This is a genomic window from Streptomyces sp. NBC_01429, assembly GCF_036231945.1.
Taxonomy (GTDB): Bacteria; Actinomycetota; Actinomycetes; order Streptomycetales; family Streptomycetaceae; genus Streptomyces.
The window spans coordinates 5,846,552-5,868,707 of sequence record NZ_CP109599.1; the positions used below are offsets into that span (position 1 = coordinate 5,846,552).

A 22,156-nucleotide genomic window follows, 5' to 3' on the forward strand; every position below is an offset into this window, starting at 1 on the left:
TGTTGTTGGAGGAATCATGGCCCGCAGATCCCTGGCCGCCACGCTCGCCCTCGTGGCCGGCGCGGCAGCCGCCCTCGCCGTACCCGGCGGGACCGCCCAGGCGGCCCCGCCCGGCTCCAAGGACGTCACCGCCGTCCTCTTCGAGTGGAAGTTCGACTCCATAGCCAAGGCGTGCACGGACACCCTCGGCCCGGCCGGCTACGGCTACGTCCAGGTCTCACCGCCCCAGGAGCACATCCAGGGCAGCCAGTGGTGGACCTCGTACCAGCCCGTCAGCTACCAGATCGCCGGCCGGCTCGGGAACCGTGCCGCCTTCTCGAACATGGTGAACACCTGCCACGGCGCCGGTGTCAAGGTCGTCGCCGACACGGTCATCAACCACATGACGGCCGGCAGCGGCACCGGCACCGGCGGCTCCTCGTACACCAAGTACAACTACCCCGGAACCTACTCGGACGCCGACTTCCACACCTGCCGGACGAACATCAGCAACTACAACGACCGTTCCAACGTGCAGAACTGCGAACTGGTCGGCCTCTCGGACCTCGACACCGGCGCCGACTACGTGCGCGGCCGGATCGCCTCGTACCTGAACGACCTCCTCTCCCTCGGCGTCGACGGCTTCCGGATCGACGGCGCCAAGCACATGGCCGCCGCCGACCTCGCCAACATCAAGAGCCGGCTCAGCAATACGGGCGCCTACTGGAAGCAGGAGGCCATCTACGGCGCGGGCGAGGCCGTCTCGCCCAGCGAGTACCTCGGCACCGGAGACGTGCAGGAGTTCCGCTACGCCCGCGACCTGAAGCGGACCTTCAACAACGAGAAGCTCGCCAACCTCAAGAACTACGGCGAGAGCTGGGGATACATGGAGTCGGGCAAGTCCGCCGTCTTCGTGGACAACCACGACACCGAGCGCGGCGGTGACACCCTCAGCTACAAGGACGGCGCCAACTACACCCTCGCCAACGTCTTCATGCTGGCCTGGCCCTACGGCTCGCCCGACGTGCACTCCGGGTACGAGTTCACCGACCACGACGCCGGCCCGCCCAACGGCGGTACGGTCAACGCCTGTTACAGCGACGGCTGGAAGTGCCAGCACGCGTGGCGGGAGATCTCGTCCATGGTCGGCTTCCGCAACACCACGCGCGGCCAGGCCGTCACCAACTGGTGGGACAACGGCGCGAACCAGATCGCCTTCGGGCGCGGCTCGACCGGATACGTGGCCATCAACCACGAGGGCTCCGCGCTCACCCGCACCTACCAGACCTCACTGCCGAGCGGCGCCTACTGCGACGTGCAGAGCGGCGGTACGGTCACGGTGAACGGCTCCGGACAGTTCACCGCCACCCTCGGCGCGAACACCGCGCTCGCGCTGCACACCGGCGCCCGCACCTGCTCCGGCGGGAGCAACGGCGGCGGTACGGGGTCGTCGGGCGCGAGCTTCGGCGTCAACGCGACCACGGTCCTCGGGCAGAACATCTACGTCACCGGCGACCAGTCCGCGCTGGGCAACTGGAACACCGGCAGCGCGCTGAAGCTCGACCCGGCGTCCTACCCGGTGTGGAAGCTCGACGTGGCCCTGCCCGCCGGTACGTCCTTCGCGTACAAGTACCTGCGCAAGGACGCGGCCGGCGCGGTGACCTGGGAGAGCGGCGCGAACCGCACGGCGACCGTGCCCGCCTCCGGCAAGGTCACGCTGAACGACACCTGGCGCCCGTAGCCCCTCCGCACGCACAGGACAACACCCCTTCCGGGCGCCGGACGGGCCGCACCCGGCCCGTCCGGCGCCCCCTCACCCTGCCCGTACGCCCTTCCCCCGCCCCAGTTGCCCCCGAGGAGACCTCGCGTGAAACGCCCGTCCCCGCGCGGAACGGTGACCGCCGTCCTCGCCGCCGTCCTGTGCGCGGTGCTCATGCCCGCGCCCGCCACCGCCGCGCCCCCGCCCCCGCCGGTCCCCACCGCCTCCGAAGCGCAGTGGATCGACGCCGGCACCGTCGTCTGGAAGGTCACCGCCACCCCCGGGACCCGTCTGGAGCTGGACTACGACGAGGGACGGCTGCGCCTCGCGCCCACCCGGCTCACCGCCGCGCAGCGCGCCACGTACCCGCACCTCAAGGACGTGCCCGCGTTCACCGTGGACGTACGGGACCGGGCACGCGCCCGTACCGCCCTGCGCGGCCGGCTCACCGCCACCCAGCGCACGGCCGAGGGCACACTGCTCGCCGCCACCGGCGTGCAGACCCAGGGCGTCCTCGACGACCTCTACAGCGCGCGGGCGGCCAGGGCGTCGCTCGGCCCGGTGTTCACCCACGGCCGGCCCACGCTCTCCGTCTGGGCGCCGACCGCCCGCACCGTCGCCCTCGAACTCGACGGCCGCACCGTCCCCATGGAGCGCGACGACGCCTCCGGCGTCTGGCAGGCGCGCGGCCCGGCGTCCTGGAGCGGGAAGCCGTACCGGTACGCCGTGCGGGTCTGGGCGCCCGGCGCCGGGAAGTACGTCACCAACAAGGTCACCGACCCGTACTCGACCGCGCTCACCACCGACTCGGCGCGCAGCCTCGTCGTGGACCTCGCCGATCCGGAGCTGGCACCCAAGGGATGGGCCGGGCTGGCCAAGCCCGCCGCCGTCCCGCTGCGGAACGCGCGGATCCAGGAACTGCACATCCGCGACTTCTCGATCGCCGACCGCACCTCCGCCCACCCCGGCCAGTATCTGGCCTTCACCGACTCCGGCTCCGACGGCATGCGCCATCTGCGCGCGCTCGCCGCAGCCGGCACCTCGTACGTCCATCTCCTGCCGGCCTTCGACATCGCCACCATCCCCGAACGCCGCTCCGAACAGACCACGCCGCCCTGTGACCTGAAGGTCTTCGCGCCCGACTCGGCGCAGCAGCAGGCGTGCGTCGCGCTGACCGCCGCGCGGGACGCCTACAACTGGGGATACGACCCCCTGCACTACACCGTGCCCGAGGGCTCCTACGCCTCCGACCCGGAGGGCACCCGGCGCACGGTCGAGTTCCGCCGGATGGTGCAGTCGCTGAACGGGGCCGGGCTGCGCACGGTCATGGACGTCGTCTACAACCACACCGCCGCCTCGGGACAGGACGACGCCTCCGTCCTGGACCGGATCGTGCCCGGCTACTACCAGCGGCTGATGGAGGACGGCTCCGTCGCCACCTCCACCTGCTGCGCCAACACCGCGCCCGAGAACGCCATGATGGGCAAGCTCGTGGTGGACTCGGTGGTCACCTGGGCGCGGCAGTACAAGGTCGACGGCTTCCGCTTCGACCTGATGGGACACCACCCGAAGGCCAACATCCTCGCCGTGCGCAAGGCGCTCGACGCACTGACGCTCCGTCAGGACGGCGTGGACGGGAAGAAGATCGTCCTGTACGGGGAGGGCTGGAACTTCGGCGAGATCGCCGACGACGCCCGCTTCGTCCAGGCCACCCAGCGGAACATGGCGGGCACCGGCATCGCCACCTTCGACGACCGGGCCCGCGACGCGGTGCGCGGCGGCAGCCCCTTCGACGCGGACCCGGGCGTCCAGGGCTTCGCCTCCGGCCTCTACACCGACCCCAACTCCGCGCCCGCCAACGGCACTCCGGCCGAGCAGCGGTCCCGGCTGCTGCACTACCAGGATCTGATCAAGGTGGGGCTGACCGGCGCCCTCGCCGGATACACCTTCACCGACACCTCCGGCCGCGCGGTACGGGGCTCCGACGTCGACTACAACGGCGCCCCGGCCGGCTACGCGGCCGCCCCCGGCGACGCCGTGGCCTACGCGGACGCCCACGACAACGAGAGCCTGTTCGACACGCTCGCCTTCAAGCTGCCACCGTCGACCGGGCCCGCCGACCGCTCCCGCATGCAGGTGCTGGCACTCGCCACCGCCACCCTCTCGCAGGGGCCCGCGCTCTCCCAGGCCGGGACGGATCTGCTGCGCTCCAAATCGCTCGACCGCAACTCCTACGACAGCGGCGACTGGTTCAACGCCATCCACTGGGACTGCCGCGACGGCAACGGCTTCGGCCGGGGGCTGCCGCCCGCCGCCGACAACGAGGACAAGTGGCCCTACGCGCGGCCACTGCTGACCAACCCCTCGCTCACCGTCGGCTGCCGGGACACCGAGGCCGCCTCGGCCGCCTACCGGGACCTGCTGCGCATCCGCACCACGGAACCGGCGTTCGGGCTCACCACCGCCCGCGAGGTGCAGAACGCGCTGTCCTTCCCGCTCTCCGGCCCCGGCGAGACTCCCGGCGTCCTCACCATGCGCCTCGGCGACCTGGTCGTCGTCCTCAACGCGACGCCTGCGGCACACGACCAGCGAGTGCCGGACCTCGCGGGCCGCACGTACGCGCTGCACCCGGTACAGGCGGCGGGATCCGACCGTACGGTCAAGGGATCCTCTTACGAGCGGAGTTCGGGCACCTTCACCGTGTCGGCCCGTACTGTCGCGGTGTTCAGGGCGGGGTGAGGTGCGGGCGTGTCCTGATGGGCGGTACGGCGACGTAACGCTGTCGGTATGGTCGGGCTGAGCTGACTGATGCCGGCGGCGCTTATCCGGCGCGAGGAGCCCAGGTCAGGAAGTATGGTCCCCGCGGCTGCGGGGGTGGTCCGACGCGCGCCACCGTTGACCAGATTCACCGGGCATGGTCCCCGCGGGTGCGGGGGTGATCCCGCGCGCCCCTCGGGCGCACCGGGCGGGCGGACATGGTCCCCGCGTGCGCGGGGTTACGGTTTCGCCCCCTCCTGCACTTGCGGGAGGGGGTGTTCGCCTCTCTTGGGTGGGACTACCGAGGACCGTCACGTCGGACAGCGGTGCGCCTGCTATGTGCCGAGCACATCCATGAGGTGATCATCAAGGTCAGCCACGAAACTCTCGCGCCTCCACGGCCGCAGTTCCTGTCTGGCTCGCCGGAGTCGGATTGCGGGAACCCGACCCCCGGTCGTGGTCGCTGCCGTGACGCAGTCGTGTAGAAGTTCGGCAGCCGCGTGAGGGTCGTCCATGCGGATTCGAGCCAGGGCTTGGTCCGTGGTGACGATGGCCCGCTGCACCTGCTCGCGCGGCGCGGTCAGTGACGCCACCGACCGGGCGAACCGGTCGTGCGCCGTGACCGGGTTGCCCACGTACAGCTCACACACTCCCTCGAATCCGTGCAAATGCCCGGCTGAGAACGATGTGGAGGTGGCAGCCGGGTCGTCGGTGTGGTCGTTCTCGATGTCGTACCAGCTCAACCCGAGCGCTGCCTGGGACTGGCGCTCCTGCCCGGCCCGTGCTGCGATCTCCGCCTGGAGAGCGTGAGCGCGGGCTCGCACGAGGGTGCTGTCCCCGGTTCGAGCGGTCCGTACGGCCTGGTCGACCAGTACGCGAGCGCCGGCGATGCCCTCGGCGGAGTACAGCGTGACGAGCGCATGGCTCATGTAAACGCCGGCCTCTCGCCACGGCCGTCCCAGAAGCGCGGCCTCGCGCCTCGCCTCGACGTACAGCGCCTGGGAAGCCGAGTCGTCGCGTGTTTCGAAGGCAAGGCGCCCGGCTAGTGCGGACGCGGCCACGGCTGCGTTGCGCACGGCTGGAGCGATCGGCGTGGGAAGGGGCCCCGCCAGGAGGCGACGACACATTTCAACGGCGGGCGCGAGCATGAGTTGCAGCCGCACGAACGGTAGCGATCCCACCTGGGCGTTGACGTCAGCGACGACTGAGGTCAGAGCCGTCACCGTCGTGTCGTCGGCCCGGGAGGGATCTGCGAGAGCGTCAGCGAGGCCGGCTTGAGTGCCGGAGGCGAGGAGCGCCAGCATGCCGCCGCCCGCGTCGGTAGCTGTCCGCATGAGGGCAGTACGCAGCTCTGCGATCCGGGTCTGGCTCTCGCCGAGCTGTCCGAGCGCGGCAAGGTACTCCGCGAAGTCGGTTCCCGTACCAACGGCCAATTCTCCGGAGGGAGTGCGCGCGTACAGATGGGCCATGACCAGCTGATACCGCTCATCGGGCGTCGTGGGAGTCGGTGACTCCCAGCGGGCCACTGACCGTTGCACGCTGGCCACCGCAGGCAGGCGCGGAAGACGCAGGTCTTCCGCGTACTGGATGAGCGCCCGTGCCACGTCCGCGAGAGAGAGCCCGCGCCGTCGCCGTAGGCGCTTCAGTGCGGTGGCCCCCGTTGCTCTGCCGTTCATTCCGCCATAGTGACGCAGAATTCCGCTATACGGGCACGATCAGCCTGGGTTTTCCTTGGTCCGCCGTGTAGTTGAGCGTCTGCCAGGTCCCCGTTGGAGGCGCGTCCTCGCGGGGGAATCCGATCGTCATATCTGCGCGGTCGACCATCCACTGATTGCGGGCGAAGTAGGCCGGTGTCCGCAGTTCGGCGGCGGCGAGTTCGATGACTTCCTCGATCCGGCCGCGTGTGCGAGCGATAGCCTGGCGGGCCTCCGCAGGCTGCTGGGCGAGCCTCCCCGGCGCGACGATTGTGATCTTCGCGCCAGTGTTCTCGGCGAGCCAGAGCAGGGCCAGGCTATCGATTCCCTTTGCGCCGCCGATGAAGAAGTGGGACCGCGCGCCAGCGAATGGCCCTATAAAGTCGAAAAAAAGATTTGCGTACTCACTGAGGGGGCGGTGCTCGGTATCGCGCGTGCCGGTGATCGTGACTTTCATGATCGACTTCGTGTCATAGCTTGTCATATCCTCTAGGAACTCCCGTACTGAGACCGTCAATGTGTGAATACCAACGGCTTGCGAAAACTCGCCGGTCACCTGCGGGACTACGGGCTCAGCATCGACGAGAACGACGCTGAGCACCGCATGCAAGTGACCAACCCCCTGCACGGTGCCGAAGAAATCATCGCGCATCGCGGACGGTACGTCACCTCGCACGGGTACGAGGTGGGTGAGCGGGGCGAGGAGAAAGGCTGCGCCACGCGCATCGCCCAAATCCTCGCGGTGTCCGTACGGCCCGGCCTCGGAGGCGGCGCCGCCGGAGGTGCTCCTGCCGGGCCCGTCGACCCCGCCCCGGCTTCGGCCGCGGTCCCGCTTCGCGGACTGGAAACCGTACGGTGAGGCCGGCGATGCAAGACCGGGCACCGTCGGAATCGATCGCTCGATGGCTGTTGTCCGCCGCTGAGGACGCGCACCGGGCACAGCACGAATGGGACGGCGGCTCTCCCGCCCTGCTCCCTCTCGGTTGCGTATTCGACGCGGTGAAGGCACCGGTGGGACTCGTGCACGCTGCGGTGGGCAGTCGGTCGCCGTCGTACGTCAGCGCCGCGCTCTCCCAGCTGAGCGGGCCGGTGATCTGTGAACCAGGCCGTTGTTACTACGTGTTGGTGCCGGTCGGCACGGCCGATGCGTGGATCGACCGGCAGGGTTCCGGGCTCGGCTCGGGCACGTGGTGCGCGGTGCCGCGCCCCGACTGTACGGTCCCCGTCGAAGACCGTCGGCGGCCGTACTGGGCCGTGCCCGTGGACAGACCCGGGCAGCTCTGCGACCCCGAGGTGGTGGCCGCGCTCCTCCAGGTCGGGCACGAGCGCCTGGCGGCGCTGGAGCGGCGGGAGACCGTCCACCGAGACCTGCTCGACCACATGCGGGCGTGCACCACGTGCGCCATGGAGCGGAACGTCCGGGTCATCGCGGACGACTGCGACGCCGCGCTCGCCTCACATCAGTCGACGACCAGTCACTCGTCCCTGACCGACCAGGCCGACCTGATGCGGCGCCACTTGGCGGCGCTGATCCCGATGGCGGAGGCGCGGCGCGGGGAGTACGAGGGGCGCGACCGGGTGCTGGTGCCCGGGGCCCTGCGAGATGCTGAGCAGCTCCTCGTCGTCGCCCCGCAGGAGGACCGCGTCAGGACCTGGGTCCAGCTGCGGGCCCTCGCCCGGGTGGCCCGCATCCTGGCCGACGCGCACAGGCCCCGCCACGACCAGCCGACTCGTACGGTCTGCGAGACCGGGGCGGCACTGCGGCTCACCGCACGGCGGGCGCGATGACCTACTGCGCTGGCGACAACCATGTCGATCTCGGTGACGGACTGGGGGTCTGGTGTGAGGAGCAGGGGGTCACCATCCTTCGCCGGAAATGGCAGCTGAAACCGGCGCCGCGCTCTGCACTGGGTTTCATTGTGACCCGGTGCACTTCCGGGGTGCGGAGCGATGTCCAGTGAGGACATTCAAGGAGATGAGTGGGACGCCTAAGTCGCGCTAGAACGTACAGACAGGGACGAACGTGGGATCGCCTACGGGACGCGAGTCCTATGGCGACGGAGGCCCCGTAGTAGTCGCCGGAGTTACGACCGGCCAGGGAGGACGGGAAAGCCGTCCACATCGGGCGAAGGGGGCCAGGTGATTCGGACACCACAGACTCGGGAGGTATGCGAAATGCAGAGCACCAAAACGGTGCTGGGTGTCCTGCGTGAACGCGGCAGGCGTGGCCTGCCGGGTGAGGAACTGTATCGGCAACTGTTCAATCCGCAGTTGTATCTGCTGGCCTACGGGCGGATCTACGCCAACCATGGCGCGATGACGCCCGGGGTCACACCGGAAACCGTGGACGGCATGTCACAGCGGAAGATCGGCCGGATCATCGAGGCAATGCGTCACGAGCGCTACCGTTTCCGTCCGGTCTGGCGTGTCCATATCCCGAAGAAGAACGGGACGATGCGTCCGTTGGGGCTGCCGACCTGGTCGGACAAGCTCGTCGGTGAAGTGATCCGCCTGTTATTGGAGGCGTATTACGAGCCGACCTTCTCCGGCCTATCTGGAGTTGCAGAATCTGCTGGCGAAGGCCCGTCGGCGCGGTGACCGGGTCCAGGCCCGTGCAATGCGTCAGCGGATGGTCAGCCTGCCGAGCTCGGATCCGAACGATCCGGGATATCGCAGGCTGCGCTACATACGCTATGCGGACGACCATCTCCTTGGTTTCACCGGACCGAAGACCGAGGCCGAGCAGATCAAACAACGTCTGGCCCGGTTCCTGCGTGAAGAACTCAGGCTGAAACTGTCCCAGGAAAAGCCGCTGATCACTCATGCCCGCACCCGGGCAACAAGGAGCCTTTTCCAACCTCACGCTGAGGCGTGATGAAGGACGAGGACGGCCTGGACGATCGCGGTGATGCGGGTGGTGCTGCAGCGGAGTTTCCGTATGAGACGCCAGGTCTTCAGGGTGGCCATGGCCTGCTCACCGAGGCAGCGGATCTTGGCATGCTGTGGTGGCGCTGCCACCGCTTGAGGCGACGGCCGCGGAAGGGAACCCGAATGGAGGCGCCGGTGCCCTGGTATGCCTTGTCGGCCCAGCACTTGAGGTCGGCGTCGGTGAGTGCGTCGACGATGCCGTGGGTGCGGGCGGCGGTCGGGGCGTGGGTGGAACCGGGCAGCGCGGGCGAGGCCCACAGCAGGCGGCCGAACGGGTCGGTGAGGACTTGGACGTTCATGACGTGGCGCTTGTGTTTGCCCAAGTAGTACGGGGTGTCGGCGGCGATTCGGTCGATCGGCAGCAGGGTGCCGTCCAGGATCACGAACGCCTTGGTCCGCGTGATGCGCATCGCCTCGGCCAGGGTGGGCGCGAAGGCGGCCAGTACGTCGACGGCTTCACGTATGTAGCGGTATGCGGTCGCGATGCCGATCCCGGACCCGGTGGAGAGCTGGGTGTAGGTGTCACGGCATCGCAGATGGGCCAGGGCGAGGAGAGCCTGACGGTTGGCGGTCAGGCGACGCCATCGGGTCCCGATCTCCCCTCGCCGGGCAGCGAGTCGTCCGGTCAGGAACCGCAGGGTGCGACTGGACAGGTCGATCGACGACGGGCAGACAAGCACGCGAAGCTCCTGGTGGCTACGGGCGATCTTGGTCGAGAACCCGCCTACCAGGAGCTTCATCGTTCCACCGATCTGTCCAACACGCGGCCAGCCCCGTCAGGCTGGAAAAGGGTCAGTGTTCGGGCTCCCCGCGAACGCGAGTGAGCCGAGAAATCGCGTCTGTTCGTGTTCCACGGTGGCGTCCAGCTCGCCCATGGCCGCCAGGGCGCGAGGATCACTGAGCGTCAAGGCGCCGAGTGCGCGCTCCAGGTGGCCCTGGTCCTCGATCTCCCACAGGTTGAACGCTTCGTACAGCGGTCCGACTTGCGTCACCGTGCCCGCAACCAGCGAGATGCCCTGCGACTCGAAGAGTTCACGGATGGTCACCATGGCGGCTTCGTAGCGCACCAGATTCGCGAAACCGTACTTGAGCTGGAGCTGCGCCAGCATGTAGCTGCTCATATGTCTGCCTTTCCTGCGAGTCCCGTCGGGGCTTTCGCGAGGAAGGTAGACGTTCACACTGGCGTGAAGGGCAAGTCAGCTGTTGTCGGTCACCGCGTTCAGTACGGCTTCCAGGCCGGTCAGCTTGGCGTGCAGTTCTTCCGCTTCTCGTGAGAGTTCGGCGTGCCGCGTGCGCAGTAAAGCCTCGATCCGGGGCGCGGAGTCGGGAAGTTTCCACTCCTGGACCACCGTACGGATCAGGTCGCTCGGCATGCCCGCGCCGTACAGACGCTGGATAAACCCAACACAGTCGGCGTCTTTTGCCTGGTATCTGCGGTGCCCCACGGCGTTGCGCGACGGGAGCAGGAGACCTTGCTCCTCGTAGTACCGCAGTGACCGCGTGCTCACTTGGCACCGGTGAGCGAGTTCACTGATCGACAGCGACACGGGGGCCGAACCGTGGTTCCACTCGGCGGTCCATTCGAGACTGTGCGGCGGCCTGCCCTCGCACGGCGAGAGGGCCCTTGGAGACGCCGCAGCGTCCCCGCTGGATGGGGCAGTCGAGGCATTGGAACGCATAGTGAACTCTAGCCTCGCCGTTTCAGTTGGGGCTGCTGAGCTGCTGAGCGAGGTTGTTTGAGCCCGTGTCGGCCGGTGGGCATGGTGAGGGCCCGATGCGGGGTCGGGTTCTCCAAGGTCCTTTGAGTCGAGGGTGGGCGGGGACGGCGAGTCAGCTGGCGGGGCGGGGTAGTGCGGCCAGTCGGTGGAATGCGGCCGCGAGTTCATGTCGCCAGGGCCAGGTTGCCGATATCCGTAGGCGGAGGCGGCGGCCGCCCCGGGTGATCCGGGCGGCGACGTGCAGGATCCGGTAGCGGAGTTTCTTGGGTTCGGCAGTCGCGAGTTCGCCGTCCAGCAGGAGGACGCGGGTCCAGGCGAGGAGGTCGATCGCCGCGAGGCTGAGTTCGAGCCAGGCGGCGTTGACGCCGAAGCGGCGGGGAGGGGAAGCGGCCGAAACCGGTGGTCTTGCCGCACCGGATGTGATCCTCGACGGTGGCGTGTCCTCGGTGACGGACCTCCAGGAACTGGGCCGAGCCGGAGGCGAATGGGGTATCGGTGAGGAAGACCTGATGCCGCATGCCCTCGTCCTGGTCGAAGAGTGAGAGCTGGGCTCCGGGGTGGGGGCGTTCGCGGCGGACGATGATGCGGGTGCCGGCCGGATAACCGTTCAGGTCGGTCATGCCGGTCAGTTCGGCGACCTCGGCGGACTCGCGGAGGGTGCCGTCCTGGTTCAGAGCGGGGTGCCAGACATGGTCGGGCAGGGATCGGATCGCGCGGCGGACCGGCTCGGCAACGGCGTATCCGACCGAGAAGAAGGTGCGGATTCCGCGTGTTCGCAGGTTGCGAACGTGAGTGAGGAAGGACTTTGCGGATCCGGCGCTGTCGGTGCGGACGAGGATGTCGGTGCCGTGCCGGTGGGCGTCGGGGATCTGTGCGAGAGCGTCGTTCAGGACCGCGATGTGGTCTGCGGCGGTGTTGGCTCCGGCGTTCCCGGGCCGAAGGCGCCCGGACATCGCCTCGCCGGTGTTGGCCAGGAAACACAGCAGAGGGTGGAACCCGAAGCCGCCTTTGTAGGTGGGTGCGGCCTGGTCCTTGTCCGAGTGGCAGGTGATCAGCGTGGCGTCGATGTCCAGGACCAGGCCGGGCAGTTCCCGTCCGCCGGCTGTCGCCGCCGGTATGCCGCCGCGGGTCTCGGATGTTTGCAGCCAGGCCACTTCCCGGGCCTGGGCGCGTGCCGAGCGCAGGCGGTCCAGTACGTGTTCGTCGACGGCGGCCAGCAGCCGCCAGGCAGTCGGTGTCGAGGCGACCGGGCCGAACACCTCGCCCTGGTCGCGCAGCACGGCCAGATCCGTGATGGTCTGACCGCCGTCAGCCACTGTCACGGCGAGGTCGGTGGCGATCCGGCCCGGGTCATGACCGGTGCCTCGTGGCCGGAGCGGTCTCAGCGCGGTGGAGTACGCGCTGGTCAGTCCGGTGACATCGGCGAGATCAGCCAGCAACCGTGCCCCGGCATGCCCGACCATCCCGGCGCCGTCCGCCGAGACATGAAGCCTGGGACGAGAACCGATACCCTGCACGCAGAAAGTGCCTTCCACCTGGACCGACAGAACCCCTCGACAAGGTTCATCGTCCCAGCGCAGAAGGCACTTTCGCGTTACCGCCCATGATTCGGACGGACCCCAAGTGAAAACCCGAGGCTAGCCCCCTCTTGGCTGGTCCCGTCGGGTACGCCGGTCGGGCGGGTGCGGGCTCAATCCGTCGCGAGACGTGGAGCCACTGAGTCGTTTCCAGCCTGACGGGGCTGGCCGCGTGTTGGACAGATCGGTGGAACGATGAAGCTCCTGGTAGGCGGGTTCTCGACCAAGATCGCCCGTAGCCACCAGGAGCTTCGCGTGCTTGTCTGCCCGTCGTCGATCGACCTGTCCAGTCGCACCCTGCGGTTCCTGACGGGACGGCTCGTTGCCCGGCGAGGGGAGATCGGGACCCGATGGCGTCGCCTGACCGCCAACCGTCAGGCTCTCCTCGCGCTGGCCCATCTGCGATGCGGTGATACCTACGCCCAGCTCGCCGCCGGGTTCGGTATCGGCGTCGCAACCGTGTACCGCTACATACACGAGGCCGTCGATGTGCTGGCCGCTCTCGCGCCCACCCTGGCCGAGGCGATGCGCATCACGCGGACCAAGGCGTTCGTGATCCTGGACGGCACCCTGCTGCCGATCGACCGAATCGCCGCCGACACCCCCTACTACTCGGGAAAACACAAGCGCCACGTCATGAACGTCCAAGTCCTCACCGACCCGTTCGGCCGCCTGCTGTGGGCCTCGCCCGCGCTGCCCGGTTCCACCCACGCCCCGACCGCCGCCCGCACCCACGGCATCGTCGACGCACTAGCCGACACCGACCTCAAGTGCTGGGCCGACAAGGCGTATCAAGGTGCCGGTGGTTCCATCCGAGTACCCTTCCGCGGTCGCAGCCTCAAGCGGTGGCAGCGCCGGCACAACAGCACACACGCCAAGATCCGCTGCCTCGGCGAGCAGGCCATGGCCACGCTGAAGGGCTGGCGCCTCCTACGAAAGCTCCGCTGCAGCACCACCCGCATCACCGCGATCGTCCAGGCCGTCCTCGTCCTTCATCACGCCTCGGCGTGAGGTTGGAAAAGGCTCAGCAGCGATCATGCGATCGTGGCGACGTTCGGGACCGTTTACCGGGGTGTTGTCCAGTACTACCTGCTCGCCGGAGACGTCTTCCGGCTGCATCGGCTGCAATGGGTCATGGAGACATCCATGCTCAAGACTCTTGCTGCCAAGCACCGCTCGTCGGTGTCGAAGATGGCCGTCAAGCACAAGGCCAGAATCAACACACCTATTGGTCTCATGGTCTCAGAGTCTGCTTCGAGGCCCGTATCGAGCGGAAGAACAGGAAACCACTGGTGGCACGGTTCGGTGGAATCCCCCTCCAAAGGCAGCGAGCGGCGGAACTCGCCGACCGCGAGCCGGTCCGGGTGGACTATCCGCAGAAGGAACTCATTGCGAGACTCCTGGCGGATACCTGCGAAATCTGTGGAAGCAAGGGCAACGTGCAGGTGCGTCACGTCCGGGCTCTCGCCGACCTCGCACATGCCGGATGGCAGCCTTCCGACTGGGCGCGCGTCATGCTCCAACGACGCCGCAAAACGGTCGTGGCCTGCGATGTCTGCCACGACCGCATCCATACGGAACAGCCGGCCAGAACACTCACGCAGTAGTCACTGGAGAGCCGGATGACAGGGAAACCGTCATGTCCGGTTCGGCGGGAGGCCGCGCGGAACAGGACTCGCCCCACGGCGAGCACCTCACCGCGCGGCCGACCCAACGTCCTGGCTGACCGGCTACCGCAGACTCAACCACCGCTACGAACGCCAACCCCGCAGCTACCTGGCCTTCCTCGGTCTCGCCGCCGCCCTCTGCTGCTACAAACGCCTCATCCGCCTCACCACATAGGACACGGTCTTAAGCGTTTGATCGCGCCGCGGGTTCCCTTGCTGACAGCTTTCTCCTGCGACGGAAGCCCCTTCTCCGCCAAGGAGTTGCCGCGGTCGCAGCAAATCCGACGGTCAAGGCGATTGCGGCAGCAGCCCAACTAAATGCGTCTGTAGCCGGGGTGGACGTCCAATCCCACCATTTGAGGGGATACCAGATCAACAGGAAGGCGGACGTCAGGGGGATGGCCCAGCTGAGTTGCTGCCCCAGCAACCTGACGGATAGCAGGGCCAGGCCGAGCCAGATCAAAAGGGATCGGACGAACACGACGCCATGTTCCGGCCCGATGGCGAGCGCTTCAGCACCGAAGGAGAAGACGCAAGCCGTCAGTGTCAGTGCGGTGCAGTATGCGATGCGAAATCGGTGCATCGTGGATGCACCCATCTCGTCATGTGCCGACATGGCTCCGTCGAGCGCGGCGGTCAGGAAGACCGCCGACAGAAGCGGAAGCTGTTGCCGGTAGGGCACACCTGACGTGAGTCCCCCGCTGCCGATGGAGGGAAGCGCCACATGGGCGCCACCGAAGAATGCCGACACCAGGGCAACAACTGCCGTTCCAAGAAGGATCGCTCCGCCCCGGTGGACTCTTGCATAGCTGAACAGGTCAGTGCCATTCATCAGGCGCACACCAGGAGGTCTCACGAAGGAAATGGCTACGCTCCTGCGCAACCCACTTCTGCTGATCAGCCGACGACATCCGCGCGGCCTCGGTTGCCTCACGCTGGGCGGTAGCGACTCCTTCAAGATGGAGCCCCTTGTCGGCGACAGCAGGATCCTGGGCCATGGCACGGTATTCGAGCCAGATGTGGATGCTGTTGATGGCCTGCCACGCACGGCGCTCCTGGCGAGGCGGTGTGCATCGGCCAAACGACTCAGTGAACACCTGGTTGGCCATAGCCATCGCTGCGGTACGTACGTGTCCTTCGGCGATGTCGAACCCTCGGTCTCCCAATTCGCCTCGCCGCAGCCCGAACTCGTAGAATTCGCGCGGAGACTTGATCCCTGGTTGAGCAAGCCGGTCGAAGCGCTCAGCCATTCGCGCGAGGTCCGGCAGGTACTTCCGGTGCTCGGGCCAGACACACACCCGTGGCGCACTCTCCTCGGCACGGTCGCATAGCGGTGCGGTCGCCGAAGCCGAACGCTCCACGCGCAGTTCACCGGCGGCCGGAAGCATAGCCAGTGCGATAAGGGAACAGACCACCGACCCGACGACGACACCGCCCATGTGACGAGGCAGTTTCCGACGGGGCATCTGACGCTCCACCGTCCTCGTCAGTGGGGGCGCCGTGACCGCCAGCACGGCGAGCGCGAGAGCCAGAAACAGACGGACAGCGAGCGGCAGCGGGCGCAGGTAGGTGTCCGGCGGCCCCGCCAGGACATTGAGCCTGAACGGCAGGGCCAGCATGCTGATGAAGCAGCCCAGCGCACAGATCACAGGAGTGAATCCAGGCGAGGGCCACCAGCGACCGGCCAGGTGTCCCACCGACGCGAAGATAATCAGGGTTGCGGCCCCTAACAGCAGGTAGGACGGCCACAAGAAGCCCGGCCCCGCGTCACCCAGCGAGACGGCCGCCGCGGTGAGGCACCCGACTCCGTACGCGAGGAATCCGAGGGTAAGGGTGGCGGCCAGTCGCGCGGCCTCGATCCGCCAGCCCGGCCGGGCAGCCGCGAGGAGGAACTCGGGCATCCCCGAACGAGAGGAGCGCCCGGCCTGCCAGGCGGAAACACCGGCGAGCACGGGCCCCAGGAAAAGCGTGACGATCTGTGCCGCAACACTGGCCTCGGGCCACACGCCGATCCAGTACTGGGAGCGCCCGAAAAGCACCACCAGGTCCACGATGATCATCAAGGGGAAGACAGTGAGCAGAGGTGAGCGCCGTAGCTCGATGCGGTAGGTGTTCAGCATGCCGCTTCCTCGGTCGGTCGGCGGTTACCCAGGACATTCATGTAACCGCGCTCCAGCGGGCTGTCCCCCGGAGCCGTCGGCGTGGACAGCTCTGCCAGTTGCTGTGGCGTACCGCTATGGGCGACCTGCCCCTTGTCCAGTACGAGGACGGTGTCGCAGGCAGCGCCCACATCCTCCACAAGGTGTGTGCTGAGCACAACGGCAGCACCCTCGCGGGCAAGTGAACGGATGAGTTCACGGAAGTCGAGGCGCTGCGCCGGGTCGAGGCCGACGGTGGGCTCATCGAGCAGGAGCAGAGAGGGAGAGCCGACGATGGCCGCAGCGATCCCGGCACGACGGAGCATGCCACCGGACAGTGACTTCATGCGGTCGCGCGCCCGATCTGCCAGTCCGACCGCAGCCAGCGCCTCCTCAGCGGCCGGCCCGGCCTCCTTGGAGGGAACCTCACGCAACCAGGCGCAGTAGCGGACGAAGTCGGTAATGGAGAACGCCGGATAGTAGCCGAAGTCCTGGGGCAGGTAACCAATCCGGCGACGAACTTGCCGGACCTCCCGTTCACTGGTGACGGGCTTACCGAACAACGCCAGTTCCCCGCTCTGCGGCGGCGCGATCGTGGCGAGGGTACGGAAGAGCGTGGTCTTGCCTGCTCCGTTGGGACCCAACAATCCAGTGACACCTGGCCGAATGGACAGATTGAGATCCTCGATGATGCGTCGACCACCGTATCCCTGTGTAAGGGCCGTCAACCGGGCAACCGGAGTAACCGTCATAGATATAATTCCCCGAAATGCGTGATGGGCCCGCCAGTCCGGCGGACCCATCACGGTGTTGGCAGATTACTGGTAGACGCGAGTCTTGTTTATCTTGAACGTGCACTCATGACTGTCGAACTTGCCTACGTAGCCGGCAGAGAGCTTCTTGTAGCGTTGTGTATCGATCTCGACATTGCAGTCGTAGGTTGCGAAATAGCCATAGGACGGATATCCCGTTGCATTCTGGCAATAGCCGTGGCCGGAAGTCGAGTACCAATACCCACGGCAGCCCTCTTGCCATGTGCTTTCATAGGAGGCGCTCGACGTCGGGGCCGTGAGGCCGATAGCCGCAGTCGCCAGAGCCGCAATGACTGCACCCTTTGCGGCCTTGCTGTTCCTTATGCGAGTCGCGAACGAACTCATTTCCCCCCCTGGGAACAGAAAAAGTCAGGGGCGCCGATTTGTCGCCCCTTCGCATTTCAGATGTAACTCTAACACACATTGCGAACACGGAGCGTGGAGTTCACGCCGGATGGCTGATATTGCCGAAGATACGGAAAACTATAGGACTTCCGAAAAATTTAAGACAGATTTAGACACTTTGACGCTCTTTTCGTTAAATTGACCTGGGAAACTACCTAATGCCGTGTCTTATCTGGCGAGTCGGTTGAGTGGCTTGTAGTGGCATAGGGTTGTGGCGAGGCCGAGGAATGCCAGGTAGTTGCGGGGTCTGTGGTGCCAGCCGTTTTCCGTGTCGTGTCTCGATTGGAGACCGGCGACCACGGGTTTCAGATCGTGGCTGTCGTGAGGGCTGGCGGCGGAGACGCCGGCGGCAAGGGGGCAGTCCGGCCGCGTCGGACAGAACGTGGATCATGAAGCCAGACTTACCCCGGCCCAGGAGGCTTGGGCCTGAGAGTTGCCACCCTTTGCGCCCGTACGTGCACGGAGTCGAGGACCACCCGCGACAGGTCGAACAGACTGCACTCGTCGAGTACGGCCTCGTGCAGTTGGCCCCACACGCCAGTCCTCGACCAGATCACGAAGCGGAGATGGGCAGCCGACTTTCGATATCCCGAAACCCCCATGCCCTACCCAGCGAACGATCACCACATAGGACACGGTCTAAGCGTGATGGCGTGCCGCGCGGTGATCACGCTGGGCCTGGCCCCGGCCGTCCGCGCATGATGACGGATGAGGAGCACGGGCAGAAGCGTGTGATGGTGGCGCTGATCAGCATGGGGCTGACGCTGATCGCGTGCGCGGCTGCGGTGGCTGCCGTGGCCGTCGCGCTGATCGTCCGAGCCGCCTGAAGTCACCCGCCCGCCGCCGCGCCCCTGCTGAAGACGTTGGAGTCCCCCCCCCCCCGACGAGAACGGCGACAGAACAGCCAAGGCCGGAAGCCGTCCCCGCGCCAAGTGCGTTCATCTGCCTGATGCTTCGGGACCCCGGCCACCATCTCGGCGGCCGACGCCGCCAGGCCCTGACCGATTCTTCCCGCGCGTGTCGGTCCTGGGCCGAAACTGGTCCAGAATGTTCCCGTGGTGGGGAACATTCCCGAGGAGAAGACCAGCTTCGTGGGGCGCGGCACAGAGCTGCGCCTCCTCGAAGGCGCGCTCGAAGAGCACCGGTTGATCACCCTGACCGGCAGCGGAGGGGTGGGCAAGACCAGGCTCGCGCTGCGCGCCGCCGAGCGCACCCGCGGGCACGTGGAGCGGCGCGCCCCCGAGTGGGCGGGCGTCCCGGTGGGGCCGGCCCACGGCCGGCCGTACCCCGACGGGGTCTGGTGGGTGGACCTGTCCCCGCTCTACGACGAGCGGACGCTGCTGATCACGGTCTCGGACACGGTCGGACTCAGCGACCACTCCCTGCGGATGCCCATCGAGGCCCTCTGCGAGTGGCTCGCCGACCGGCGGCTGCTGCTCGTCCTCGACTCCTGCGACCGGGTCGTCGCCGCCTGCCGGCACCTCGTCGGCGAACTGCTCACCGCCGCCCCCGGACTCACCGTCCTCACCACCAGCCGCCAGCCCCTCGGCGTCAGCGGCGAACACGTCCTCGACGTGACGCCGCTGCCGCTGGAGGGCCCCGGCGACGTCCTCATGCTGTTCCGCGACCGCGCCGTCACCGCCGCACCCGGGCTGCGCCTCGACGACACGGCGACCGCGGCGGCGGCCGTCCGGATCTGCCGCGAACTCGAAGGCGTCCCGCTCGCCGTGGAACTCGCCTGTGCCCAGCTCGACAGCCGCTCCGTCGAGCACATGGCCGATCTGCTGTCCTCCCGCCTCACCTCCCGGCTCGACACCCTCACCCACGACAGCGTCTGGCCGCAGCGCCACCGCGCCCTGCGCACCGCCATCGGCTGGAGCCACGAGCTGTGCGCGCCCCTCGAACGTCTGCTGTGGGCCCGGCTCTCCGTCTTCGGCGGCGACATCGACCCGCAGGACGCGGTGGCGGTCTGCACCGGCGGCCCCCTCACCGCCGACGCGGTCCTCCAGGCCCTGGAGGGGCTCGCCGGCCGCTCCGTGCTGCGCCACGACGGCGCCCGCTACCGGATGCTCGACACCATCCGGGAGTACGGCGCGATGTGGCTGACCGAACTCGGCGAGGACAAGCCGCTCGCCGACCGGCACGCCGCCCACTTCGCCGACCTCGCCCGCCTCGCCCACACCGGCTGGCCGGGCCCCGAACAGGTCGGCTGGTACCGGCGGATCACCGACACCCACGCCGATCTCTGCGCCGCGCTCAACCACCTGCTCGCCCACGAGCCCGAGACGGCCGTCGAGATGGCCGGCCGCGTGGCCTTCTTCTGGAGCTGCTGCGGCCACCTCCACGAGGCCCGGATCTATCTGGAACACGCCCTGGACGCCGCCCGGGAACCGGGACCGCACCGCACCCGCGCCCTGTGGGCCCTCGGCGTCACCGTCATGCTCCAGGGCGACCACGAGGGCGCCTACCGGCTCGGCGAGCGGTGCGCCACCGCGGCCTGGCGCGACCAGGACCCCGAGTCGATGCTCTCCGCCGCCTATCTGCTGAGCCTCACCTGTCTGATGATGGGCCGCGCCCAGGCCGGTTTCACCGTCTCGGACCGCGCCCTGCGCGAACGGCCCGCCGACCCCTTCGACTCGCCCTCGCAGCTGCGCTGCCGACTGGTACGGATCTTCTCGCTCACCGCGCTCGGCCGGCTCGACGAATCCCGGGAGCAGGCCGAGGAGCTGCGCCGCGTCTGCCTGGAGCGCGGCGAGTGCTGGACCCGCGCCTACGCCGACTACCAGCTGGCCCTGATCCATCTGCTCCAGGGACGGCCGTACGAGGCCGAGGCGCACGCCCGCTCGATGGTCAGCGGCAAGGAGGAGCTGGGGGACAGCTTCGGTATCGCGCTCGGCCTCGATCTGCTGGCCGCCTCCGTCGCCGCCCAGGGCGACGGCGAGCGCGCCGCGCACGCCTACGGCACCGGCCAGGCGTTCTGGCGCATGGTCGGCCATCCGCAGCGCGGCACCCCCGAGCTGGCCCCGGTGCGCGCCGAGTGCGAACGCCAGGCGCGCGCGGCGGCCGGGAACCCCGCGTACGAGGACGCCTTCCACCGGGGGCTGGTGGACGACGGGCAGAGCGGTCTCGCGCGGGCGCTGCGGGGGCATTTCCCGGGGGCATAGGGCGCCATAGGGTCCGCAACTGGACTGTGGATCAAGGAAGTTGAGCCAAAGCTTTTCCTTGTGACCGTGTGAACCGCGCTGGGCGGGATATCCGGTAGGCATGACGTCCACCGACGCGAAACCGGAAGAGAGCCGGAGCGGCACCCGCCCCGCACGGCTGCCCTGGTGGGGCAAGGTTCCCCTGGCCCTCGTCGTCGTGGCCGGGCTGCTGTTCCTCGGCAGCCGGCTCGACCTGCTGCCCGGATTCGGCAACCTGTTCGGCGAGGAGACCCACGACCGCACCGGACCGACCCTGCTCGAATCCATTCAGGATCTGGACCGGTACGAGGCGGCCTCGGGCAACTTCCAGGTCGTCGTGGACCTGGAGAAGGACACCAAGTACCTGCCCGACGCGCTCAAGGGCACCCGCACGCTCTTCGTGGGCGCGGGCACCGTCTCCTCGTACGTCGACTTCGGCGGCATCGGGGAGAAGAGCGTCCAGGTCAACGACGAGCGCACGGCGGCGACGATCCGGCTGCCGCACGCGCGGCTCGGCAAGCCCGCGATGGACCCGGACCGCTCGTACGCCGTGTCCAAGCAGCGCGGGCTGCTCGACCGGCTCGGCGATCTCTTCTCCGACAACCCGGCCGACGAGCGCGCCGTGAACCAGCTCGCCGCCCGCCACATCGGCGAGGCGGCCAAGGACAGCGAACTGACCGGCCGGGCCGAGAAGAACACCACCAGCATGCTCCAGGGCCTGCTGCACTCCCTGGGCTTCACCCAGGTGAAGGTCGTTTACGCCTGAACCCGCTGACCCGGCACCCCGGCCGCCCCCTCCGGAGCGGCCCCCGCGCTCAGCAGGGCGAGCCGGCCGAACAGGTCCGCGAACGGGCCGTCGGCCGGCTCGTCCGCGACGATACGCAGCAGGATCCCGGCCATCTCCGCGTCGTACGCGGCGCTCACGGCGGCCAGCGCCGCGAAGTCGCGCACCAGCTGGGCCTCCAGCTCGCGCCGGGGTATCCGCCGCCCGTCGAGCCAGATCAGCGCGGTCGACTCGGCCAGCGACACCCACGACCGTACGACCAGCTCCAGCCGCGCGGGCGGCGCGTCGACGGCGACGCCCAGATGGGCCAGGAGCTGTTCGTACGCGGCCTGCCGCACCTCGTCGATCATCGCGTTGGCGGTCGAGGAGCCGACGGCGGGGCCGCCGCGCATCAGCGCGGAGAAGCCGGGGCCGTGATCGTCCACGAAGTCGAAGAAGCGCCCCATCACCCGCAGCAGCCGTGCCCCCAGGGGCCCTTCGCGCGGCTCGACGAAGCTGGCGGCCAGCTCGTCGGCGGCGCGGCGCACGGCCGCCTCGTACAGGCTCTGCTTGCCGGGGAAGTAGTGGTAGACGAGCGGACGGGAGATACCGGCCGCGGCGGCGATCTCGTCGATCGAGACCTCGTCGGGGGAGCGGTTGCTGAACAGTTCGAGGGCCACCCCGATCAGCTGCCGCTTGCGCTCCTCGACGCCCATCCTGCGGCGCACCCCGGTCGTCATACCAACAGCCTAACCGGCAGGCCGCCCGGGATCTCCG

General features: G+C 68.2%; 17 protein-coding genes and 6 pseudogenes. 11 read left to right on the forward strand and 12 right to left on the reverse strand.

What is annotated here, in order from left to right:
* The first annotated feature begins 16 nt into the window (after positions 1 to 16).
* Together OG627_RS25690 and pulA are read left to right on the forward strand one after the other, a co-directional pair.
* The gene (locus tag OG627_RS25690; protein WP_329068923.1) at positions 17 to 1,720 is read left to right on the forward strand and encodes a carbohydrate-binding module family 20 domain-containing protein; all 1,704 of its coding nucleotides are present in this window, start codon (positions 17 to 19) and stop codon (positions 1,718 to 1,720) included.
* A gap of 126 nt (positions 1,721 to 1,846) precedes the next feature.
* Positions 1,847 to 4,477, forward strand: a complete 2,631-nt coding sequence (gene pulA, locus OG627_RS25695) for a pullulanase-type alpha-1,6-glucosidase (protein ID WP_329068925.1) — start codon at positions 1,847 to 1,849, stop codon at positions 4,475 to 4,477.
* A gap of 353 nt (positions 4,478 to 4,830) precedes the next feature.
* On the opposite strand, the gene OG627_RS25700 is transcribed toward pulA, so the two are convergent.
* Positions 4,831 to 5,964, reverse strand: a complete 1,134-nt coding sequence (locus OG627_RS25700; protein ID WP_329068927.1) for a hypothetical protein — start codon at positions 5,962 to 5,964, stop codon at positions 4,831 to 4,833.
* A gap of 232 nt (positions 5,965 to 6,196) precedes the next feature.
* A complete protein-coding gene (locus OG627_RS25705) occupies positions 6,197 to 6,841 on the reverse strand; it encodes a hypothetical protein (RefSeq protein WP_329068929.1) in 645 nt (214 codons plus the stop codon).
* 359 nt (positions 6,842 to 7,200) lie between these two features.
* On the opposite strand from OG627_RS25705, the gene OG627_RS25710 reads away from it, so the two are divergent.
* Together OG627_RS25710 and OG627_RS25715 are read left to right on the forward strand one after the other, a co-directional pair.
* The gene (locus OG627_RS25710; protein ID WP_329068930.1) at positions 7,201 to 7,977 is read left to right on the forward strand and encodes a DUF6415 family natural product biosynthesis protein; all 777 of its coding nucleotides are present in this window, start codon (positions 7,201 to 7,203) and stop codon (positions 7,975 to 7,977) included.
* A gap of 387 nt (positions 7,978 to 8,364) precedes the next feature.
* Positions 8,365 to 9,040, forward strand: a pseudogene (locus OG627_RS25715) (maturase); the annotation flags it as partial.
* A gap of 8 nt (positions 9,041 to 9,048) precedes the next feature.
* Here the strand turns inward: OG627_RS25715 and OG627_RS25720 are convergent.
* From OG627_RS25720 to OG627_RS25735, 4 genes and pseudogenes are all read right to left on the reverse strand, one after another.
* Positions 9,049 to 9,797: pseudogene (locus OG627_RS25720) on the reverse strand (transposase family protein).
* Between the two features lie 96 nt (positions 9,798 to 9,893).
* Positions 9,894 to 10,238 carry an NIPSNAP family protein gene (locus OG627_RS25725; RefSeq protein WP_329068931.1) on the reverse strand — a complete coding sequence of 115 codons (345 nt, stop codon included), beginning with the start codon at positions 10,236 to 10,238 and terminating at the stop codon, positions 9,894 to 9,896.
* A gap of 75 nt (positions 10,239 to 10,313) precedes the next feature.
* Complete coding sequence (locus OG627_RS25730; RefSeq protein WP_329068933.1) at positions 10,314 to 11,003, reverse strand: MerR family transcriptional regulator; 690 nt, start codon at positions 11,001 to 11,003, stop codon at positions 10,314 to 10,316.
* A pseudogene (locus tag OG627_RS25735) lies at positions 10,948 to 12,352 on the reverse strand (IS1380 family transposase). Before OG627_RS25735 ends, OG627_RS25730 begins: the two are co-directional and overlap by 56 nt.
* 315 nt (positions 12,353 to 12,667) lie before the next feature.
* On the opposite strand from OG627_RS25735, the gene OG627_RS25740 reads away from it, so the two are divergent.
* The 4 genes and pseudogenes from OG627_RS25740 to OG627_RS25755 all read left to right on the forward strand — a co-directional run.
* A complete protein-coding gene (locus tag OG627_RS25740; protein WP_329072979.1) occupies positions 12,668 to 13,423 on the forward strand; it encodes a transposase family protein in 756 nt (251 codons plus the stop codon).
* 33 nt (positions 13,424 to 13,456) lie between these two features.
* A pseudogene (locus OG627_RS25745) lies at positions 13,457 to 13,555 on the forward strand (hypothetical protein); the annotation flags it as partial.
* 149 nt (positions 13,556 to 13,704) lie between these two features.
* The gene (locus tag OG627_RS25750; RefSeq protein WP_329068935.1) at positions 13,705 to 14,019 is read left to right on the forward strand and encodes an HNH endonuclease; all 315 of its coding nucleotides are present in this window, start codon (positions 13,705 to 13,707) and stop codon (positions 14,017 to 14,019) included.
* Positions 14,020 to 14,128: 109 nt separating this feature from the next.
* A pseudogene (locus OG627_RS25755) lies at positions 14,129 to 14,254 on the forward strand (IS5/IS1182 family transposase); the annotation flags it as partial.
* A gap of 9 nt (positions 14,255 to 14,263) precedes the next feature.
* On the opposite strand, the gene OG627_RS25760 reads toward OG627_RS25755, so the two are convergent.
* The 5 genes and pseudogenes from OG627_RS25760 to OG627_RS25780 form a co-directional block, all read right to left on the reverse strand.
* Positions 14,264 to 14,911: a hypothetical protein gene (locus OG627_RS25760; RefSeq protein WP_329068937.1), complete on the reverse strand. Its 648-nt coding sequence runs from the start codon at positions 14,909 to 14,911 to the stop codon at positions 14,264 to 14,266.
* A complete protein-coding gene (locus tag OG627_RS25765; protein WP_329068939.1) occupies positions 14,898 to 16,199 on the reverse strand; it encodes a DUF7224 domain-containing protein in 1,302 nt (433 codons plus the stop codon). The genes OG627_RS25760 and OG627_RS25765 overlap by 14 nt, the downstream gene beginning before the upstream one ends.
* Positions 16,193 to 16,969, reverse strand: coding sequence for an ATP-binding cassette domain-containing protein (locus OG627_RS25770; RefSeq protein WP_329068941.1), 777 nt, complete (start codon positions 16,967 to 16,969; stop codon positions 16,193 to 16,195). Before OG627_RS25770 ends, OG627_RS25765 begins: the two co-directional genes overlap by 7 nt.
* A gap of 66 nt (positions 16,970 to 17,035) precedes the next feature.
* Positions 17,036 to 17,374 carry a hypothetical protein gene (locus OG627_RS25775; RefSeq protein WP_329068944.1) on the reverse strand — a complete coding sequence of 113 codons (339 nt, stop codon included), beginning with the start codon at positions 17,372 to 17,374 and terminating at the stop codon, positions 17,036 to 17,038.
* Between the two features lie 228 nt (positions 17,375 to 17,602).
* Positions 17,603 to 18,024, reverse strand: a pseudogene (locus tag OG627_RS25780) (hypothetical protein); the annotation flags it as partial.
* 108 nt (positions 18,025 to 18,132) lie between these two features.
* Between OG627_RS25780 and OG627_RS25785 the strand changes: the two are divergent.
* From OG627_RS25785 to OG627_RS25795, 3 genes are all read left to right on the forward strand, one after another.
* A complete protein-coding gene (locus OG627_RS25785; protein WP_329068946.1) occupies positions 18,133 to 18,261 on the forward strand; it encodes a hypothetical protein in 129 nt (42 codons plus the stop codon).
* Between the two features lie 231 nt (positions 18,262 to 18,492).
* A complete protein-coding gene (locus OG627_RS25790; protein ID WP_329072981.1) occupies positions 18,493 to 20,598 on the forward strand; it encodes an ATP-binding protein in 2,106 nt (701 codons plus the stop codon).
* Positions 20,599 to 20,698: 100 nt separating this feature from the next.
* Positions 20,699 to 21,382 carry a DUF4230 domain-containing protein gene (locus tag OG627_RS25795; RefSeq protein WP_329068948.1) on the forward strand — a complete coding sequence of 228 codons (684 nt, stop codon included), beginning with the start codon at positions 20,699 to 20,701 and terminating at the stop codon, positions 21,380 to 21,382.
* On the opposite strand, the gene OG627_RS25800 is transcribed toward OG627_RS25795, so the two are convergent.
* Complete coding sequence (locus OG627_RS25800) at positions 21,373 to 22,119, reverse strand: TetR/AcrR family transcriptional regulator (protein WP_329068950.1); 747 nt, start codon at positions 22,117 to 22,119, stop codon at positions 21,373 to 21,375. The two genes, OG627_RS25795 and OG627_RS25800, sit on opposite strands and share 10 nt — an antisense overlap.
* Positions 22,120 to 22,156: the final 37 nt, after the last annotated feature.

Excerpts from the sequence above, each read along its gene's own strand:
- OG627_RS25690 (WP_329068923.1), top strand. The coding sequence starts at position 17 with ATGGCCCGCAGATCCCTGGCCGCCACGCTCGCCCTCGTGGCCGGCGCG.
- OG627_RS25700 (WP_329068927.1), bottom strand. The coding sequence starts at position 5,964 with ATGGCCCATCTGTACGCGCGCACTCCCTCCGGAGAATTGGCCGTTGGT.
- OG627_RS25705 (WP_329068929.1), bottom strand. The coding sequence starts at position 6,841 with ATGCGCGATGATTTCTTCGGCACCGTGCAGGGGGTTGGTCACTTGCAT.
- OG627_RS25725 (WP_329068931.1), bottom strand. The coding sequence starts at position 10,238 with ATGAGCAGCTACATGCTGGCGCAGCTCCAGCTCAAGTACGGTTTCGCG.
- OG627_RS25730 (WP_329068933.1), bottom strand. The coding sequence starts at position 11,003 with ATGAACTCGCGGCCGCATTCCACCGACTGGCCGCACTACCCCGCCCCG.
- OG627_RS25760 (WP_329068937.1), bottom strand. The coding sequence starts at position 14,911 with ATGAATGGCACTGACCTGTTCAGCTATGCAAGAGTCCACCGGGGCGGA.
- OG627_RS25765 (WP_329068939.1), bottom strand. The coding sequence starts at position 16,199 with ATGCTGAACACCTACCGCATCGAGCTACGGCGCTCACCTCTGCTCACT.
- OG627_RS25770 (WP_329068941.1), bottom strand. The coding sequence starts at position 16,969 with ATGACGGTTACTCCGGTTGCCCGGTTGACGGCCCTTACACAGGGATAC.
- OG627_RS25775 (WP_329068944.1), bottom strand. The coding sequence starts at position 17,374 with ATGAGTTCGTTCGCGACTCGCATAAGGAACAGCAAGGCCGCAAAGGGT.
- OG627_RS25785 (WP_329068946.1), top strand. The coding sequence starts at position 18,133 with ATGATGACGGATGAGGAGCACGGGCAGAAGCGTGTGATGGTGGCGCTG.
- OG627_RS25795 (WP_329068948.1), top strand. The coding sequence starts at position 20,699 with ATGACGTCCACCGACGCGAAACCGGAAGAGAGCCGGAGCGGCACCCGC.
- OG627_RS25800 (WP_329068950.1), bottom strand. The coding sequence starts at position 22,119 with ATGACGACCGGGGTGCGCCGCAGGATGGGCGTCGAGGAGCGCAAGCGG.